The 16,145-nt window shown below is 71.2% G+C and carries 17 protein-coding genes; 7 read left to right on the top strand and 10 right to left on the bottom strand.

The annotated features are described in order from the left end of the window. Positions 1-134: 134 nt before the first annotated feature. Positions 135-1,148: a LacI family DNA-binding transcriptional regulator gene (locus tag LO772_RS19480; RefSeq protein ID WP_231773303.1), complete on the top strand. Its 1,014-nt coding sequence runs from the start codon at positions 135-137 to the stop codon at positions 1,146-1,148. 152 nt (positions 1,149-1,300) lie between these two features. Here the strand turns inward: LO772_RS19480 and LO772_RS19475 are convergent, their stop codons facing one another. From LO772_RS19475 to LO772_RS19455, 5 genes are all read right to left on the bottom strand, one after another. Then, complete coding sequence (locus tag LO772_RS19475) at positions 1,301-1,786, bottom strand: NUDIX domain-containing protein (RefSeq protein ID WP_231773302.1); 486 nt, start codon at positions 1,784-1,786, stop codon at positions 1,301-1,303. A 280-nt stretch (positions 1,787-2,066) separates the two neighbouring features. Next, positions 2,067-4,163 carry an ABC transporter ATP-binding protein gene (locus LO772_RS19470; RefSeq protein ID WP_231773301.1) on the bottom strand — a complete coding sequence of 699 codons (2,097 nt, stop codon included), beginning with the start codon at positions 4,161-4,163 and terminating at the stop codon, positions 2,067-2,069. 166 nt (positions 4,164-4,329) lie between these two features. Next, positions 4,330-4,953 carry a Pycsar system effector family protein gene (locus tag LO772_RS19465; protein ID WP_231773300.1) on the bottom strand — a complete coding sequence of 208 codons (624 nt, stop codon included), beginning with the start codon at positions 4,951-4,953 and terminating at the stop codon, positions 4,330-4,332. Between the two features lie 132 nt (positions 4,954-5,085). After that, complete coding sequence (locus LO772_RS19460) at positions 5,086-5,718, bottom strand: Crp/Fnr family transcriptional regulator (protein WP_231773299.1); 633 nt, start codon at positions 5,716-5,718, stop codon at positions 5,086-5,088. Between the two features lie 261 nt (positions 5,719-5,979). Next, positions 5,980-6,603, bottom strand: coding sequence for a TetR/AcrR family transcriptional regulator (locus tag LO772_RS19455; RefSeq protein ID WP_231773298.1), 624 nt, complete (start codon positions 6,601-6,603; stop codon positions 5,980-5,982). 108 nt (positions 6,604-6,711) lie between these two features. On the opposite strand from LO772_RS19455, the gene LO772_RS19450 reads away from it, so the two are divergent. Beyond that, positions 6,712-7,119: a Dabb family protein gene (locus LO772_RS19450; RefSeq protein ID WP_231773297.1), complete on the top strand. Its 408-nt coding sequence runs from the start codon at positions 6,712-6,714 to the stop codon at positions 7,117-7,119. Positions 7,120-7,221: 102 nt separating this feature from the next. Here LO772_RS19450 and LO772_RS19445 read toward each other — a convergent pair whose 3' ends face one another. Both LO772_RS19445 and LO772_RS19440 read right to left on the bottom strand, forming a co-directional pair. Beyond that, positions 7,222-8,343, bottom strand: a complete 1,122-nt coding sequence (locus tag LO772_RS19445) for a sensor histidine kinase (RefSeq protein WP_231773296.1) — start codon at positions 8,341-8,343, stop codon at positions 7,222-7,224. A gap of 13 nt (positions 8,344-8,356) precedes the next feature. Then, the gene (locus tag LO772_RS19440) at positions 8,357-9,010 is read right to left on the bottom strand and encodes a response regulator transcription factor (protein ID WP_231773295.1); all 654 of its coding nucleotides are present in this window, start codon (positions 9,008-9,010) and stop codon (positions 8,357-8,359) included. A 157-nt stretch (positions 9,011-9,167) separates the two neighbouring features. On the opposite strand from LO772_RS19440, the gene LO772_RS19435 reads away from it, so the two are divergent. Next, positions 9,168-9,683: a hypothetical protein gene (locus tag LO772_RS19435; protein ID WP_231773294.1), complete on the top strand. Its 516-nt coding sequence runs from the start codon at positions 9,168-9,170 to the stop codon at positions 9,681-9,683. Between the two features lie 177 nt (positions 9,684-9,860). On the opposite strand, the gene LO772_RS19430 is transcribed toward LO772_RS19435, so the two are convergent. After that, positions 9,861-10,355, bottom strand: a complete 495-nt coding sequence (locus LO772_RS19430; RefSeq protein WP_231773293.1) for a nucleotidyl transferase AbiEii/AbiGii toxin family protein — start codon at positions 10,353-10,355, stop codon at positions 9,861-9,863. A 133-nt stretch (positions 10,356-10,488) separates the two neighbouring features. Here LO772_RS19430 and LO772_RS19425 point away from each other — a divergent pair, with 133 nt between their 5' ends. Further along, positions 10,489-11,403, top strand: coding sequence for an IS982 family transposase (locus LO772_RS19425; RefSeq protein WP_231773292.1), 915 nt, complete (start codon positions 10,489-10,491; stop codon positions 11,401-11,403). A gap of 21 nt (positions 11,404-11,424) precedes the next feature. Here LO772_RS19425 and LO772_RS19420 read toward each other — a convergent pair whose 3' ends face one another. Both LO772_RS19420 and LO772_RS19415 read right to left on the bottom strand, forming a co-directional pair. Continuing rightward, positions 11,425-11,619 (bottom strand): nucleotidyl transferase AbiEii/AbiGii toxin family protein, encoded by a 195-nt coding sequence (locus LO772_RS19420; protein ID WP_231773291.1) that lies wholly within the window; start codon positions 11,617-11,619, stop codon positions 11,425-11,427. Continuing rightward, positions 11,619-11,939: a hypothetical protein gene (locus LO772_RS19415; RefSeq protein ID WP_231773290.1), complete on the bottom strand. Its 321-nt coding sequence runs from the start codon at positions 11,937-11,939 to the stop codon at positions 11,619-11,621. The genes LO772_RS19420 and LO772_RS19415 overlap by 1 nt, the downstream gene beginning before the upstream one ends. Positions 11,940-12,510: 571 nt before the next feature. Here LO772_RS19415 and LO772_RS19410 point away from each other — a divergent pair. From LO772_RS19410 to LO772_RS19400, 3 genes are read left to right on the top strand one after another with little or no spacing between them, the layout of a single operon-like run. After that, the gene (locus LO772_RS19410; RefSeq protein ID WP_231773289.1) at positions 12,511-13,122 is read left to right on the top strand and encodes a hypothetical protein; all 612 of its coding nucleotides are present in this window, start codon (positions 12,511-12,513) and stop codon (positions 13,120-13,122) included. Next, positions 13,122-14,243: a hypothetical protein gene (locus LO772_RS19405; protein ID WP_231773288.1), complete on the top strand. Its 1,122-nt coding sequence runs from the start codon at positions 13,122-13,124 to the stop codon at positions 14,241-14,243. The genes LO772_RS19410 and LO772_RS19405 overlap by 1 nt, the downstream gene beginning before the upstream one ends. Further along, positions 14,240-16,141: an FtsK/SpoIIIE domain-containing protein gene (locus LO772_RS19400; RefSeq protein WP_231773287.1), complete on the top strand. Its 1,902-nt coding sequence runs from the start codon at positions 14,240-14,242 to the stop codon at positions 16,139-16,141. Before LO772_RS19405 ends, LO772_RS19400 begins: the two co-directional genes overlap by 4 nt. Positions 16,142-16,145: the final 4 nt, after the last annotated feature.

The raw sequence follows: 16,145 nt of genomic DNA, 5'->3' as shown, positions 1-16,145 counted from the left end.
AGGGGTGCCAACGGGAAAATTCGGGCGCTTCCCGTAGCGTGGGCCCTGGCGTGCGCGATCCGGGGCCTTCGACCCGAGTGTCCGCGCTCACACGCTCTTGACACGTTTCAATTCCGCTCTCCACAGTTGGCGTCATGACGACCAGCATCAAGGAAGTGGCCAGACACGCGGGAGTGTCGGTCGGCACGGTCTCGAACGTGTTGAACCGCCCCGAGCGCGTCGCCGAGGCCACCCGCACCCGGGTGCTGGACGCGATAGAACAACTCGGGTTCGTCCGCAACGACTCCGCGCGGTCGCTGCGCGCCGGGCGCACCAACGCGCTCGGCCTGATCGTGCTCGACGTGGCGAACCCGTTCTTCACCGAGGTCGCCCGCGGGGTCGAGGACGTGTCCAGCCACACCGGCTCGGTCGTCATCCTGTGCAATTCGGACGACTCGGTGACCAAGCAGGAGACATACCTCCAGGTGCTCCAGGAGCAGCGCGTCCGCGGGGTGCTGGTCACCCCCGCCCACGAGTCGGTGCTGCCCGTCGACGCGTTGCGCGGGCGCGGCATGGCCGTCGTGCTGCTCGACCGCACCGGCGAGCGCCCCGACATGTGCTCCGTGGCCGTCGACGACGTGGCCGGGGGCCTGCTGGCGACCGACCACCTGATCGCCGCCGGACACGAGACCTTCGCGTTCGTCAGCGGGCCGCTGACCATCCGTCAGTGCGACGACCGCCGCACCGGCATGCGCCGGGCGCTGCGGGCGGCCGGGCTGCGCGTCGGTACGACGGTCCGCGACGTGCTGGTCCCGGCCATGAACGCCCGTTCCGGTGCGGAAGCCGCGCGGCGCCTGCTGGCCGGCGGCCCCGAGAACCTTCCGCGCGCCGTGCTGTGTGCGAACGACCTTCTCGCGATGGGGTTCATGCGCGAGATGCTGCGGGCCGGCATCCGCATCCCGGACGACGTGGCTCTCGTCGGGTACGACGACATCGAATTCGCCGCGGCGTCCGCGGTCCCGATCACGTCGGTACGCCAGCCGACCTATCAACTGGGCCAGACCGCGGCGGAGTTGCTGCTCGACGAGTGCGAGAACCCGGACGCGCACGCACACCAGCAGGTGACGTTCCAGCCGGAACTGGTCGTCCGCGAATCCTCGGGCGGCTGACCGGCGGTCCAGGCCTGCCGTTCAGGCTTGGCGATTCAGGCCCAGTGGGGTTCAGACCTGCCGGTCCAGGCCTGCCGGTTCAGCCGTGCGCGTTCAGTCCTGCGCTTCTTCAGCCCGGCCGGTTCAGCCCCGACCGACTCGGCCGCGTCGGCTCACCCCCACCGGCCGGCTTCCGAAACCGCGTACCCGCAACCGCCGTTCACCCGCGCGTCGATCCCCCGACGCAGGCGCTCGTACGCGACCGACGGCAGCAGCTCCTTCGCCTCCGGCAGCGTGCACCACCGGGCGCTGAGCGATTCATGGTCGAGGACGATCGGCGTATCCGACGTGATCCGGCCCGCGTCGAACAGGAACTGCACGACCGGTGCCGCCAGATGCTCCTCGCGCGGATCCGCGCCGCGCCAATCCACGTCCAGCAGCGCCCCGATCGACAGGTCGAGCCCGGTCTCCTCGGCCAACTCCCGCCGCGCACACGTCTTGGGGTCCTCGTCGTCGGCGAGGCACCCGCCGGGCAGCAGCCAGGCGTCGCGGAACGACGCCTCCAGCAGCAGCACCCGGTCGTGCTCGTCGGTGACGAGGACGGCGGATCCGCTGTAGACGCGCGGGAGTTCGACGAGCCAGGGGTTGAGCGGAGCCATACGCGAAGGGCCTTTCGGACGAGCGACGGAGCACGGGAGGCGGTGGCGAAGGGGAGTCGGCCGGCCGGGCGTCGGCGCCGGACCGGACCCCACGGGCCGGCCGAGATCCGCCGAACACCGCCCGGGGCCGATTGTCGCCCGTGCCGCGGTCGGCGATGGTGTTTTCGGCCGCCGCAGCGCGCCCCGGGGTGTCCCCGTACGAGGCGCGCGCCAGGGGCGCACATGTCCGTGCACACGCCCTGTCACGCGCCCTCCGTACGCCGTTCTTCACCGCACACGCTCACCGTTCCGTCTGGAGGCGCCACAGCTCCGCGAACAAGCCGTCGTTCTTCAGGAGTTGGGCGCATGTGCCGCGTTCGGCGACCCGGCCCCGCTCCATCACCACGATCTCGTCGGCGTGCGCCACGTTCGTGAGCCGATGCGTCACCAGGACGACCGCGCGATCGGCGGCGTGTTCCCGCAGCCGCGTGAAGATCTTGTGCTCCGTTCGGGGATCGAGGGCGCTGGTGGGCTCGTCCAGCACAAGCAGCGGGCTGTCGCGGTAGAACACCCGTCCGAGGTTGATGCGCTGGAACTGCCCGCCGGACAGCATCGTCCCGCCCAGGAACTCCTGGCTGAGAAGCGTGTCCAGCCCCCGCGGCAGCGACGCCGCGATCTCGTCGGAGCCGGATGCCTCCAACGCGAAGGCCAGCGCCGCGTCGTGGTCGGGGCGCGGCTGGCACAGCGTGATGTTCGAGCGGAACGGCAGCGGCCAGCGCACGACGTCCTGGGTGAGGTAGGCGACGTACCGAAACGCCTCCTCGGGGTCCAGGTCGCGGGTGTCGTGGCCGTCCCACGTGATCCGCCCGCCGTCGGGGAGGTAGAGGCCGGTGAGGAGATTGACCAGAGTCGACTTGCCGCTGCCGTTCTCGCCGACCAGCGCGACCACGCGGCCCACTTCGACGTCGAGGTCGACACCGTCGAGCGCGCGCCGCTCGGGGTGGCCGGAGTCGTTGTCGGACGCCTCGGCGGCGTACGCGTAGGTCACTCCCTCGGCGCGGAACCGGCGCGGGCGCGTGATGACGCGTGTGCCGCGCCGCGCACTCATGCGGTGGCCGCCGGCCTGGGTGAGGAACCGGTCCCAGTCGTCAAGGTAGAGGCCGATCGCGTACATGTCCGTGCCGGCGGTGACGATCCCGCCGAGAGCCGTGCCGACGGTCCGCAGCGCGATCACCGCCGTGCCCGCGGCGGCGACGCTCATACGGTCGGTCGCGAGCAGCCAGAACACGGCACCCCACACCAGCCCGGCCGCCAACCCGCCCGCGAGCGCACCCGTGACCGACACCTTCGCCTCGCGGGTCGCCGCCTCCTGGACGACGCGCTGCACACGGTCGCCGACCCGCTCGTACCGGGCCAGCAGATGCGGGGCCAGAGTCGACGAACGCAGCTGGCTCGCCCCCCACTTGTCGCTCAGGTTCCAGCCGAGCACCGCCAGGATGTGGCGCTCGTTGCGCGTCCTGACCATCGACTCGTACTCGATCCGTGCCGCACGGACCGCCGCCACCCCACGCGGCACCGCACCGAGCAACAGCAGTGGCAGCAGCAGCGGGTGCAGGAACGCGATCACCGTCGACGCCGCGACGAACGACGCGGTCGCGGCGATGACGTTCTGCGACTGCGTCAGCATCCTGCGCATCTGGTGGACGCCGTGGTCGGCGGCCTCGTACGCGTGCATGAAGCTCGGGTGGTCGTACGCCGCCAGTTCGGCCTTCGTCGCCGCCTCCAGCAGCAGCGTCTCGGCCTTGCGGCTGATCATCGGCATGAGGCGCTTGGACAGGTACGTCACCGCGATCCCGAGCCCGGCCCGCGCACCCACCGCGAGCGCCAGCACGGTCAGCGCGGGCGCGGCGTCCCGCAGTCGCTCGCCGATGTCGCCCGACGAGATGACCGCCGTGATCGTCGACGTGGTCGCCATCAGACCCGCGGCCTCCAGGACGCCCGCCGCGAGCTGGCAGAGCAACAGCGCGATCAGCACCCGCCGGTCCGCGTCCCACCCGAGCCGCAGCGCCTTGCGCATCAGATACGGCAGCCGGGCCGCCATCGCCCGCGTGGTGACCTTCGCGACGACGGCGTCGTTGCGGTAGCGGCTGTGTTTGAACTCGGGGGACTCCTCGCCGAAGTCGTCCTCGATCCCCTCCCGGGCCTCGACCGCCGCCCGGCGTCCCTGAGGCGCCCCTCGTTCCGTCGACTCCGCAGACTGCGCGGGTTCCGCCGACTTCGCCGATTCTGCCGACTTCGTCGATTCCGTCGGCTCCGGCCGCTGGGCGGGTACCGCGTCCGCCGCCTCGGACGCTTCGTCCGCGTGCGTTTCCTCCGGAACGGCAGGGGGGCGATCCATGCGAGACCTCCTTGGTACGGCGTGGGTGTCGCGGCCCCACGGCGGCGGTCGCCATGATCGACCGTTCGGATGGGACGCCGACAGGGCGCACAGAGGCACCGGGACCGCGCGAGCCTGCTTCGAACGTGCGCTCGACCGAACGTGGCCGATGCCGCCGCTTCCGGCGTCACGCCCCGCCCTGGAGCGACCGGAGAACGACATGGCCCAGAACCGACGCCGTACAGCACGCCGCGGCGATCAGCAGCAGCCACAAACCGCGTCGGATCAACAGATATTTGGCGTGGGCGATCCGGGCCGTGTGCCACAGCTCCGTCACCTGCGGATCGACGCCCGTGTCCCGCCGGGCCAGGGCCGCATCCAGTACCGCCGGCGATGCGAAGCCCGCGACGTCGCCGAAATACAACACCGGCCCCTGCGGCCGATGGCCTTTGGGCGGCAGCCGCGGATAAACCACCGCACTCAGGCAGCCCACGGCCGCCAACGACGCCACACAGCCCACCCACCACACCCACGCGACCCGCACGTCGAGCCGGGCCGGCGTCCAGGTGCCCGCGGCGACGCCGGCGAGCACGGCACCCAGCACCGTGCCCGTCCCGGCCAGCAGCACCGCGGCCTTGCCGTCGGCCCGGGCGATCTCCGCGGTGGCCCGGGGCAGCAGGGCGGCGGCCCGCGCGGCGGCCCGGGCGTGCTCCCGCCCCCGAACGCGCCGCGCGTCCGCTCCCCCGGAGGCCGTCGCCGAGCCGGTGCGCCCGCCCCCGCTGATCCCCGTACCGGACGCCGTCCCGGTCATGGCCATCGCCCCCTCGGTGCCGGGCCTCCCCGGGCACCGCCCTCGTGGGCGGGCCGCCGGAGGCCTGTTCCAGGAAAGCCCGCGGACGGGGACCGCGTATGCGTCACCTGACGCACAACGACCGGCGAATGCTCAGCGGTACGACCGGCGGTTCAGCGCGTCGAGATCGGTGATCAGCACCGTCCCGCGCCTCGTCACGACGAGGCCGGCCTCCCGGAGGGCACGCAACGCGCGCCCCACCGATTCGCGTGATGTGCCGGTGATGTCGGCGAGTTCGCGCTGCGTCAGCGACGTCGCGGCGACCGCTCCGCTGCCGTCGGGCGCCGGACGCGCGTGGTCGACCAGGGCCCGGGCGACGCGGTACTCGGCGGTGAGAGTGCCGTACTCGACACGCCGGCGGTCCGACTCCCGGATGCGTGCGACCGCCGACTCCAGGACGGCGTAAGCGAGTTCGGCATGTCGGCGAAGCAGTTCACGGAACTGGCCGACCGGAATCGCCGTCGCCTCGACCCGCCCCCGGGCGATCACACTCGCCGAACGGGGCTGATCGTCGATACAGGCCAACTCGCCGAGCAGCTCCCCGGGTCCGCGATGCGCGATGGTGACCGTTTCCCCGTGCACCGAGCCCCGCACCACCCGTACCTGCCCGGCCTCCACCAGCAGGACGTTGCGTGGACGGTCGCCTTCGAGGAACAGCACATCGCCGTCGTCGTACACGACACGCCGCCCGTTCCCGCTCAGCAGGGTCTTCAGCTCGGCCGACACCAAGTCCCCCGCCCTCCCCCCGCGTTGTCCCCCGGACCCGCCGCGGCCGCCGCGGTCGGCCGACCCCTACCCCGCCCGCCGCGCGGCAAGCGCGGCTTCCTCCACGTCGGCTTCCGCCACGTCGGCTTCCGCCACGTCGGCGCGGGGCACCGCCCCCGGTCATCCCGCTTCTCCCGGCCCTCGTCTCCCGGCCCCGTCTCCCCCGCCTCGTGGGGGGGATCAGCGCGTCACCGGGAGCAACGCCCCCGCCGTTCCCCGCGGTCAGCGGCTGCCCGCCCCGCGGAGGACCAGGTCGGCGGTGCGGGCCAGGAAGTCGTCGGTCAGCTCGTGGCCGAGGAAGAGTTGGCGGAAGTACAGCGGACCCGCCGTGGCCTGGACCAGGAAGTCCGGGTCGGTGTCCGGCGGCAGATCGCCGCGTTCGACGGCGTTCACGAAAATCGCCCGGGACAGGGCGAAGCGGGCCGGCCAGATCTTGTCCAGCACCTCGTGGATGCCGTCGTCACCCGTGGAGCGGGGGCCCGTCTCGCGGATGAGGGCGGTGATCCACGGGCTTTGGAAGGCCTTCCGCACCTCGCGCAGGAAGGCCAGGAGGTCTTCGCGGAGATCGCCGGTGTCCACGGGCGGCGAGACCTCGCCTTGGCGCTCGATGAAGGCTGCGGCGACGAGATTCGCCTTGTCCCCCCAACGCCGGTAAATCGTCGTCTTGTTGACGCCGGCGCGCTCGGCGACGGACTCGATGCGCAGCGCCGCGTACCCCACCTCGCCGAGTTCGGCGATGGTCGCGTCCATCACCGCGCGCCCGGTGCGGGCGGTGCGACCGCCGGGGCGGGCGGTCGCCGCGTCGGAGCGCGAGTGCTTGACCTGGTCGGATACATCGTTCGCCATATCCCGATCCTATCAAACGCATCCGTCAGTTGCGTTTATTGCAGGACTCCTGCTAGCGTCACTAACGCAACGACCCGTTGCAAGAAGCCGCTTTCAGGGAGAATCGCCGTGATCTACCACCAGGTGCGCATGTCCATCAAGCCCGACGCCCCCCAGGAGGACGTCGAGCACGCACTGGAGCTGATGCGCCGACTCGGGCGGGAGCTGGACGTCGTGGAGCACTTCGTCGTGGGCCGCGACTTCGGCGGCGAGTTCACGTACGGCGCCTCGTACGCGCTGAAGGACATCGACGCCTACCGCACCTACCTCTACGCGCCGCTGCACCGGCAGATCGACGAGGCCGGGCTGCCGCTCGTCGCCAACATGGTCTCGTTCGACATCACCGACGACGACGACCCGGAGTTCAAGGCCAGGATCGACAAGCTGCACGCCGACCGGTTCGCCGGCGACAGCGGCCTCAGCGACCTGATCGACGGCCTCGGCTCCTACCAGGGCAGCGGCACCGACACGCAGTGACCAGGAGAACGGCCCGTCACCACGACGAGCCGAGGTCCCCTCCCCGACGTCACCTCCCGGCCTGCGCCTGCGAAGCATCCCGGCCGCCGCCTCGCAGGCCGGTCAGGCGAAGGTGACGCGGACATCGAGTCCACCCTGCGGCCGGGCCACCGTGACCAGTTCGGCGCGGTGTGCGGTCGCGATGGCGGCGACGATGGCGAGGCCCAGTCCCACACCGCCGACTCCCGCGGTCCGTGTCGCGTCGAGGCGTTGGAAGGGCTGGAACAACCGGTCCAGCTCGCCCGGCGGGACCGTCGGCCCGGAGTTCGTGACCCGCAGCGTCGCCCGGCCGTCCTGACGGCCCGTGTGGATGTGGACCGTTCCGTGCGGGACGTTGTGGCGGACGGCGTTGTCCACCAGGTTGGTCACGAGGCGTTCGATCAGACGGGGGTCGCCCCTGGTCGGGGCCGGACGCAGGTCGGCGTCGACGCGCAGGGCCCCGGTCTCCATCGTGGCGAGGACCGTGCGCGCCGACACCGCCACGTCGACGTCCTCGCAGCGGCCGTCCAGCCCCCGCTCGCTTCGGGCCAGCGTCAACAGCGCCTCGATGACCTGCTCCTGGTGGGCGTTGTTGGCGAGCGCGCGTCGGCACACGTCCCGCAGTTCGGCGGCGGACGCGTCCGGGTCCGCCAACGCGACCTCCAGAAGGCTGCGTTCGAAGGTCAGGGGCGTACGCAGCTCGTGCGACGCGTTGGCGACGAACCGCCGCTGGGCCTCGAACGACACCTCCAGCCGTTCGAGCAGTCCGTCGAACGTGCGCGCGAGATCGGTGACCTCGTCGTCGGGCCCGCCCGGCACGGCGAGGCGCCGGTGCAGGTCGGCGGCCGAGATCGCCCGTGCGGTCGCGGACATCGTGCGCAGGGGACGCAGCATGCGCCCGGCCAGGACCCAGCCGAGCCCCACGGACACCGCGGTCATTCCGGCGAGTGCGACGCCGGACGCGATCAGGAACTGCCGTCCGTCCGCAGTGTTGTGGGCACCGGGCGTCGGTGGCCGCGGTGCCTGGGGCGGCTGGGGCGGGAAGGTCAGGTCGGGCTTCGGCGGCGGTTCGACGCCCAGGTACGGCAGCGCGTGCACCGCGAGGACGTACGTCAGCCCCAGCAGCAGTGCGCCCGTCGCGAGGACCAGCACGCCATACACGGCGGTCAGTCGCAGCCGAATGGTCGGACGTACGCGGGCCTTCACGTCGGATTCCGCGTCAAATCCTGTACCCGGCCTGCGGCACGGTCTCGATGAGCGGCGGATCGCCGAGCTTGCGGCGCAGCCGGCTGACCGTCACCTTGACCGTGTGGGTGAACGGGTCGGCGGCCTCGTCCCAGGCACGGTCCAGCAGTTCCTCCGCTGACACCACACGGCCCTCCGCGGCCAACAACAGCTCCAGCACGGCGAACTCCTTGGGGCTGAGGTCGAGCCGCCGCCCGGCACGGTCGGCGACCCGCCGTGCCGAGTCCACCCGCAGCTCGCCGCGGACGAGAACCGGGGGCACCGCGGGCTGGGACCGCCTCGCCAACGCACGGACGCGGGCGACGAGCTCGGCGAAGGCGAACGGTTTGGCCAGGTAGTCGTCCGCTCCCACGGTCAGGCCGTCGACGCGGTCCTCGATCGTCGCCGCCGCGGTGAGCATCAGGACGCGCGCGGTGCCGCCCCCGGCAAGCAGGGAACGGCACACCTGGTCGCCATGCAGGCCGGGCAGGTCGCGGTCCAGGATCACCACCGCGTAGGGGTGAACGAGCGCGCGCTCCAGGGCCGTCGTACCGTCCCACACGACGTCGACGGCCATCCCTTCGCGACGCAGCCCCGCGGCCAGCGTCTCGGCGAGGTCGTGGTGATCCTCGACCACCAGGACGCGCATTCCGTCTCCTCCCCCTCGGCAGCCGCCGGACCCACGATGAGGCATCACGGGTTACAGCGCGGTAAAGCCCGCCGTTCCGGTGCCGTAACCGGGTCCCGCGTTGACTGGCCACCACGAGGCCGCCGGGAGCGGCGGCCGGGACCGAGAGGAACACCCCATGCGTTCCAGGCAGTTCACCGCATCCGGCAGGCGGCACCGTACACCGTGGCCGGCCGCAGCCGTTCTGGCCACGGTCGGCATCGCGGCTCTCGCCGCGGTTGTCACCAACACCGCCGACGCGGCCGTCGCCCGCCCCACCACCCCGGCGTCGCCCCCCACAGCCACCGACCACACCCCACAGACCGACGCCACCGGCGGCACCGAATCCACCGGATCCACCGACACCACCGCCCAAACCGAGGAATTCAGCGCCTGCATGCGAGCGAACGGCGTCCCCGACTTCCCCGGCGTGACCATCGGCACGGACGGCCGGGTGACGCTGATCCCGAACGACACCGGCGTCAACGTGTTCTCCTCGCACTACCGAGCCGCCGCCGAGACCTGCGCCCACCTGCTCCCCGGCGACCGCGCCCTCCCCGCCCCACCGACGCCGCCCTCGGTCCCCACCCCCGCCCTCGCCGGCACCTTCCCCTCTCCCCCCACCGCCCCGGAACCCCCCACCGCCCCCAACTGACCCACCTCCCCAACGCAGCCGCCCCCCACAAAAACGCAAAAGGCCAGGTCAGACGTTGTCTGACCTGGCCTTTGTCGGAGCCGCCCAAGGGAATCGAACCCTTGACCTGCGCATTACGAGTACCAAATCAATCATGGTCGGGCGTCCTCCTGGGTCCGCGGGCGGGGCCGGCGTCCCTTACGGCCGACGTCCGGCGGGACCCGCTTGCGGCGCACGGTACGGAGGTGATGGGGGCAGCGGCGGCAGTTCGCCCTGTCCTGGCCCGCCGCCTCCCCAAGAAGAACCAGGTGCCGGCCCTTCCAGCTCACGCTGCCAGTCAGCGAACTGGCTGCGGACGCCTGCCACATCGATCCCAGGGCCATACACGGAGAACTGGCGATCATTGAAGCGGCCGATGCCTCCGAGCATCTCGGCCAGCACCTTCCGGTCGAATCCCGCATCACGCCGCTCCACGAGCGCGATCAGCCCGTCCCGGGTGTACCCGGCGCGCAGCAGGGCGTCGACGTCGATGAAGTCGCGGACCTCGGCGCGGGAAAACAGCGCGCTCATCTTACCGGCGGCCACATCGTCGGGATGCAGCGTAGGCCCCAAATCAGTTGCTACCGGCTCGTGTTCGAGGAACTCGGCGACCAACTCGACCTTGGTCGTGCGGCCGGCCGCACGGTCGGTCACGGCCAACCTCGCGTACGTGGCGGAGCGTTGAGGAGGCTCCACTTCGTAGCCCGCCGCGATATAGGCGGCGACTAGATGAATGAGTCCAAGGGATTGCCTGCGGACATGAAGCGAGGGCGTCCACAGTCGTGTTGTGATGCAAGACTTGGACACCCTCGCGACTGCACTCTATGCCCGGATCGACGACACCTTGAAGGCTTCGCCGGAACTGGCGCCGCCGCGCCCGAAGGTCGGGTTCGCGCCCACGCTCAGTGACGCCGAGTTGCTCACGCTGGCGGTCATGTCGGCGCTGCTCGGCTACACGTCCGAGCGGCGTTGGATCCGCCGGGTCGACAAGGACTTCCGCGGCCTGTTCCCGTACGTGCCCCGGCAGTCCGGGTACGGCAAGCGGCTGCGGGCGGCATCGTCGCTGTTCATCCACATGATCCGCATCCTGGCGACCGACACGACCTTGTGGAGCGACGACGTGTGGCTGGTCGACTCCACCCCGGTCGGCTGCGGCTGCTCGCGCGAGACCGCGAAACGCTCGGACCTGGCCGGCTGGGCCCAGTACGGCTACTGCGCGTCGCACTCGCGGTACTTCTGGGGCCTGCGGCTGCACCTGGTCTGCACCCTCGGCGGCCTGCCGGTCCTGTTCGCGCTGACCGGCGCCAAGGCCGACGAACGCGAGACCCTGCGCGACATGCTCGACACAGCCCCCGACGTCATGGCCGCCCACCCGGGCCAGACGATCATCGGCGACAGGCACTACTACGGCCGCGAGTTCGAACGCGACCTCACCGAACGTCACCTGGTCCTGCTGCGGCCGGCCCGCAAGGGCGAACCCGAACGGGCCGGAGCACACCTGTTCAAACCGCTCCGGCAGGTCATCGAGTCGATCAACCAGACACTCAAAGGCCAGCTCGACCTGGAACGACACGGCGGCAAAAGCCCCGCAGGGGCGGCCGTCCGCGTTCTGAGCCGCATCCTCGCGCTCACGGCCGCGATCTGGCACAACGACAAGACCGGACAACCCATCAAACGATCAATGACCGCCTACGACCACTAACCGTGACCACACCCCTTGGACTCATTCATCTAGGCGCTCGACGGCCGCCTCCATATCGGCGGACCGGGCAATCGGCGTGAACAGGTCCACATCGTCACTGACCCGGTCGATGATCCGGTGAGCGTTGACGGCATAGCCGCCGGCCAGAGCGAAGCCGAAGTCATCGGCGAGCGCTTCGAGCCCGATGCGGATCAGGTGGCGGTGCAGGTCGTCCACTACGCCGCGCTCGCGCTGGCTGCCAGTGCGGGGAAGTGCCGCTCCCACAGCATCCGCACTTCCGCCGGCACCACCAGCCGCGGCCACAGGCGGCGCAGCGTCGCCTCGTCGAGGAACGCCACGACGTCGCTGCTATGAGCAGCCTCGCGGATCACGCGTTCGTACATGACGGCGGCATCGGCCTCGTCGGCCAAGTCGTATTCGTAGCTCGGTCCCCAGTCGATGTGCCGGGGCAGCATCACGAAACCCGCCGTCGGCCCGGCGAGATCCTCCAGCCTCTCGGGCACGGCGTACGGCTTAGCGGCTGCATACCTGCTCATGTCCCCAGCATGCACCAGTACGAGCCCGGAAGCCCAGCCAGCCGCCCCGTAGCCACGGAACCGCCCGCTGCTTCGTGACTGGTCCGCCGATGCGCGACCGCTGTCAGCCAGGCTGCGGGGATGGCCTGCGCATATGCGGCCGGGTGTGGTGCGGCGTGCTGCTCTATCTGCACGTCCGCCCCCGCATCGCTCGCGCATGAGGTCTGCAAAGCCCCTGGAAGGCTGTAGCGAAACGATCACAGAAAGCCAAAAGGCCAGGTCAGAAGGGGTCTGACCTGGCCTTCGTCGGAGCCGCCTAAGGGAATCGAACCCTTGACCTACGCATTACGAGTTTGCGGGGACGTAGGTCGCGAGGGGTCGCCGCAGGTCGTTTCCGCTGGTCGTGAGGCACTTTCACCGGCCACGACCCACCCCGATCCGTGGCGAACTGCAACTAGAACTGCAACTGCAACTGCGCGGGCGCGCGGTCCGCCTCCCTGCGAAGGCGTGAGACGAGACGGCCCCAACCGGTGTTGGAGCACCGGCCAGGGCCTCGACCGAACACCCCTTCTGTGGCAAGGGAGGCACGATCGTGCCCGCAATCCTTCCATCTCCCGACCGCCCCGATGACGGGCAGGTCGAAACCCTCGCGGCCCGTCTGGAGTCCGCGCGCCGGATGCACGCCTACGCCGCGGCGGCCGATTTCGGTACCGCGTCGACCGGTGAACTGCTGTACCTGCTGGTGTCCTTGCGCGATGAATTGGGCGCGCTCCTCGATGCCGTCGAGGCGGACGTCGACGAGACGGACGGCCTGGTCGTCGACGTCGACGAGCTGGTGTACGTCGTGGCACCGCGGGTGCGGGTCCACTCCGACGCGTTGGCCGCGGCGGTCGACGGCGCGCGCGGCGACCACGACCAGGCGGCGGCCGTCGACGTGGGCACGGTTTCGCGCGCCGAGCTGGTGTCCGTGTGGGGGCGTCTGCACGACAGCCTGAACGCGCTTCTTGACCAGGTCGGCCGGTCGGCCGAGGCCGGCAACACCTGGCCGGGCATGCTCGCGGCCGTCGCCGTCGCGCTGCCGACCCTCGACCAGGTGGCCGCTACGGACGTCGCTGCACTGTCCCGCGAGGGTCTGGCGTATCAGATCGGCCTGTTGGTCGGCACGCTGCGCGGGTTCCTCGACGCCGTCGGGGGGACCGCGTGATGCACGTCGACGAAGCGCGAGAGTTGCGCATCCTGTCGCGCCGGATCACCGCGGCCCTGGTCGTCGTGGCGGTCGTGGCCATGGTGTTCACGGCGGTGTCCGTGACGACGTTCGCGCTCGACCACGGCGTGAACCGTTGGGTGGCGTGGACCCTCGATCCGATGGTCGCCGTTGCGCTGCTGACCGTGCTCCTGGCGGACGCGCGGCTCGTCGAGTTGGGCGCGGCCCCGTCCGGGTGGGCAACCGCGCTGCGGTGGTTCGCCGGCGCGGCGACGTGGGTCATGAACGCGTGGTCGTCGGTGTGGCCCGATGGCGGATTCGGTGTGCCGCGTGACGTCGACCCGGCCGGGGTGGTGCTGCACTCGGTGGCGCCCGTGCTCCTGGTCGTGCTCGCCGAAGCGGCAACCGGGTACCGACGGGTGATCGCCGCGCGCATCCGGCAGTTGGAAGCGTCTACGCAGTGTGGAGACCGTTCCCTCGGGGTCGTCGTCGACGACGACGGATACGGTCCCCTCGGGGTCGTCTCCGACGACGTCCGTACGGCGGACGTCGTGGCGTGGGAGGAACCGTGGGGCGCGCCGTGGGGTGACCGCCTGCCCGAACCGTTGGCCGACCCCGCGCAACGCCAGGAAATCGCGTCACCCGTCGCAACCCCTGCGGTAACCCCGGTGGTAGCCGGGTGGTCGTCGACGACCGCCTCGAATGACCACCCGGGCGACCACGCGAGCGGTCGCCGTGCGGTGGTCGAGGCGGTAACCCCGGTGGTCGGTTCGCGGTCGTCGGGCGACCGGCCACACGACCACCGCGACGACCAGGCGGTGACCACCGCAAGGCCCGTCGAAGTGGTCGCCCCGGTGGTAGCCGACCGGTCGGCAGCCGCGGCCGAGACGACCACGATCGACGACCACCTCGACGACCAGGCGGCGGCCGAAGGGTACGGACCGGCCCGGCCCCCGTCCGAGTCGGACGCCGAACTCATGCGGGCCGCGCGGAAGCTCCAGACGGACGCGCTGCGCACGTCCCGGAACCCGGTGACCATTCAGACGCTGCAAACCGAACTCGGCCTGTCGCGCCGACGTGCCACCGCACTGCGCCGTGAGGTCGTCGGGGGCGCGCGATGACGGAGACGATTTCGCGTGGCCTGTGGGAAGAGCCGGACGCGTTCCCGGCCGTACGGCGGCCCGTCCTCGACGTCGACGAGCTGATCAGGAAAGCCGAACTCGACGGCCCGAAGCCGACTCGCGCGGTCGCCCGGCGCGGCAACGGGATGACCACCGTGGTTACCGGCAAGGTGACCACCTCGGGGCCCGCCGTCCGGCGGGTGCACCGGTGGTCACGTGACCGCCGGGTGGCGCCCGAGGTGGTCGTGCGGGTGGTCGCCCGGACCACCGGCCGCACCCTCCTGTACGGCACGCTCGGCACGGCGCGGGCGACCGGTCACCTGTGGCGGTGGGTCCGCGCGGACGACTACGCCGCGCACATCGCGACGAAGCCCGAGTTCGTCGAGCGCATCCGGCGCCGGCGCCGGTTGACCCTCGCGTGGACCGGCGGACCCGCGACCGTGTCCACCGTGGTCGGGTCGTTCCTGTGGACGCCGACGCCGTACCTGGTCGGTACGGCGGTGTTCGGGACGGCCGCGGCGGTCGAGTGGTGGCGTCGGCGACCCAAGGGCGGCGGGCCCGCGCTGCTGACCGGGCGCATGGGCAGCAAGGCCGTACGGGAGGCGTTCGCCGCGGCGAAGCTCGGAGACGTCCGCATCATCGGCCCCGTGGTCCGTGACGCGGGCGCGTGGGTGGCCATGGTCGAACTCCCGGGCGGTGTCCCTGCGGACAAGGCGGTGCGGCGCGGCGCCGAGCTGGCGTCCGCGTTCGGCACCGACCCGGCACAGGTCGACGCGTCGTCGGTCATGGGCCACGGCGGGCGGGTCCTGCTGCGGGTGTACGACGAGCACCCGTTCGCGGGCGACTCCCCCGCCAACCCGCTCGCGCGGCCCGGCACCGGGCCGGTCGACATGTGGGAACGCGTCGAGTTGTTCCGCGACATCCGCGACCAGGCGGTGACCGTCTCGGCGTTCGAGGGCTCGTTCCTGTACGGCGGTCAACCGGGCGCGGGGAAGTCCATGAGCGCGCTTGCTCTGCTCATGGCGGTTGCCCTCGACCCGCACGCCGAACTGTGGCTCACCCCGGTGAAGCGCGGGGTGGACACGCAGGCGTGGCACCCGATCTGTTCGCGGCTGTCGACACCCGACGACACCGGCAGCGTCGTGGCGCTCTTGGGGGACCTGGTCGAGGAGATGGGGCGCCGGTACGACGTCATCCTCAGCAAGGGTGCGAAGAAGCTCGACCCGGCGATGGGTGAGCCGCTGGTGTTCCTGTGGGTCGACGAGTTGGCTGGCCTGTGCCTCGACCCCGACCACGGCAAGGCCGTCAAGGAACTCCTGCGGAAGCTCGCGGCCGAGGGGCGTGCGGCCGGGATCGTTCCCGTGCTGCTCACCCAGAAGCCGGAAGACAGGGTGATCCCGTCGTTCCTGCGGGACCTGATCAAGTACCGGTGGGCCGGTCGGTGCGCGACACCGGAGATGTCTGACACGGTCCTCGGGCGCGGGTACGCGGCGCGCGGGTTCAACGCGATGGAGTTCGCCGAGGAACACCGCGGCGCCGGTCTGTTCCTGTCGGAGCCGTCCCGGCCTGCGAGGGTGCGCGGGTTCTTCACCCCGGACGCGCACGCCGACGACGTCGCCCGGCGCGCGTACGAGCTTCGCAAGGCGGCCGGCACCTTGCCCACGCTCGACGACGACCCGCGTACGGTGCTGCTCCGGTCGGTCCTGGACGTCATCGGGGAACGCGACCGTGTCACGTCCGCTGAACTGGCCGACAAGCTCGACCAGGCGGACGATGTCGAGCATCTGGCCACGCTGCTCCGGCCGTTCCGGGTGACCCCGGGGCCGTTGTGGATTGGTGGTGCGACGAAGCGCGGATACGAGCGCGCGGCCGTCGAATCGGCCCTCGACGGCCTGTGAGAGC

This window comes from Yinghuangia sp. ASG 101 (assembly GCF_021165735.1).
Classification (GTDB): domain Bacteria; phylum Actinomycetota; class Actinomycetes; order Streptomycetales; family Streptomycetaceae; genus Yinghuangia.
Note: the sequence above shows the minus strand (reverse complement) of the source record. Positions and strands in the feature narration are given on the sequence as shown.

What these genes read in the sequence shown, in the direction of transcription:
- LO772_RS19480 (WP_231773303.1), top strand. Translation starts at nt 135, where the DNA reads ATGACGACCAGCATCAAGGAAGTGGCCAGACACGCGGGAGTGTCGGTC.
- LO772_RS19475 (WP_231773302.1), bottom strand. Translation starts at nt 1,786, where the DNA reads ATGGCTCCGCTCAACCCCTGGCTCGTCGAACTCCCGCGCGTCTACAGC.
- LO772_RS19470 (WP_231773301.1), bottom strand. Translation starts at nt 4,163, where the DNA reads ATGGATCGCCCCCCTGCCGTTCCGGAGGAAACGCACGCGGACGAAGCG.
- LO772_RS19465 (WP_231773300.1), bottom strand. Translation starts at nt 4,953, where the DNA reads ATGACCGGGACGGCGTCCGGTACGGGGATCAGCGGGGGCGGGCGCACC.
- LO772_RS19455 (WP_231773298.1), bottom strand. Translation starts at nt 6,603, where the DNA reads ATGGCGAACGATGTATCCGACCAGGTCAAGCACTCGCGCTCCGACGCG.
- LO772_RS19440 (WP_231773295.1), bottom strand. Translation starts at nt 9,010, where the DNA reads ATGCGCGTCCTGGTGGTCGAGGATCACCACGACCTCGCCGAGACGCTG.
- LO772_RS19435 (WP_231773294.1), top strand. Translation starts at nt 9,168, where the DNA reads ATGCGTTCCAGGCAGTTCACCGCATCCGGCAGGCGGCACCGTACACCG.
- LO772_RS19415 (WP_231773290.1), bottom strand. Translation starts at nt 11,939, where the DNA reads ATGAGCAGGTATGCAGCCGCTAAGCCGTACGCCGTGCCCGAGAGGCTG.
- LO772_RS19405 (WP_231773288.1), top strand. Translation starts at nt 13,122, where the DNA reads ATGCACGTCGACGAAGCGCGAGAGTTGCGCATCCTGTCGCGCCGGATC.
- LO772_RS19400 (WP_231773287.1), top strand. Translation starts at nt 14,240, where the DNA reads ATGACGGAGACGATTTCGCGTGGCCTGTGGGAAGAGCCGGACGCGTTC.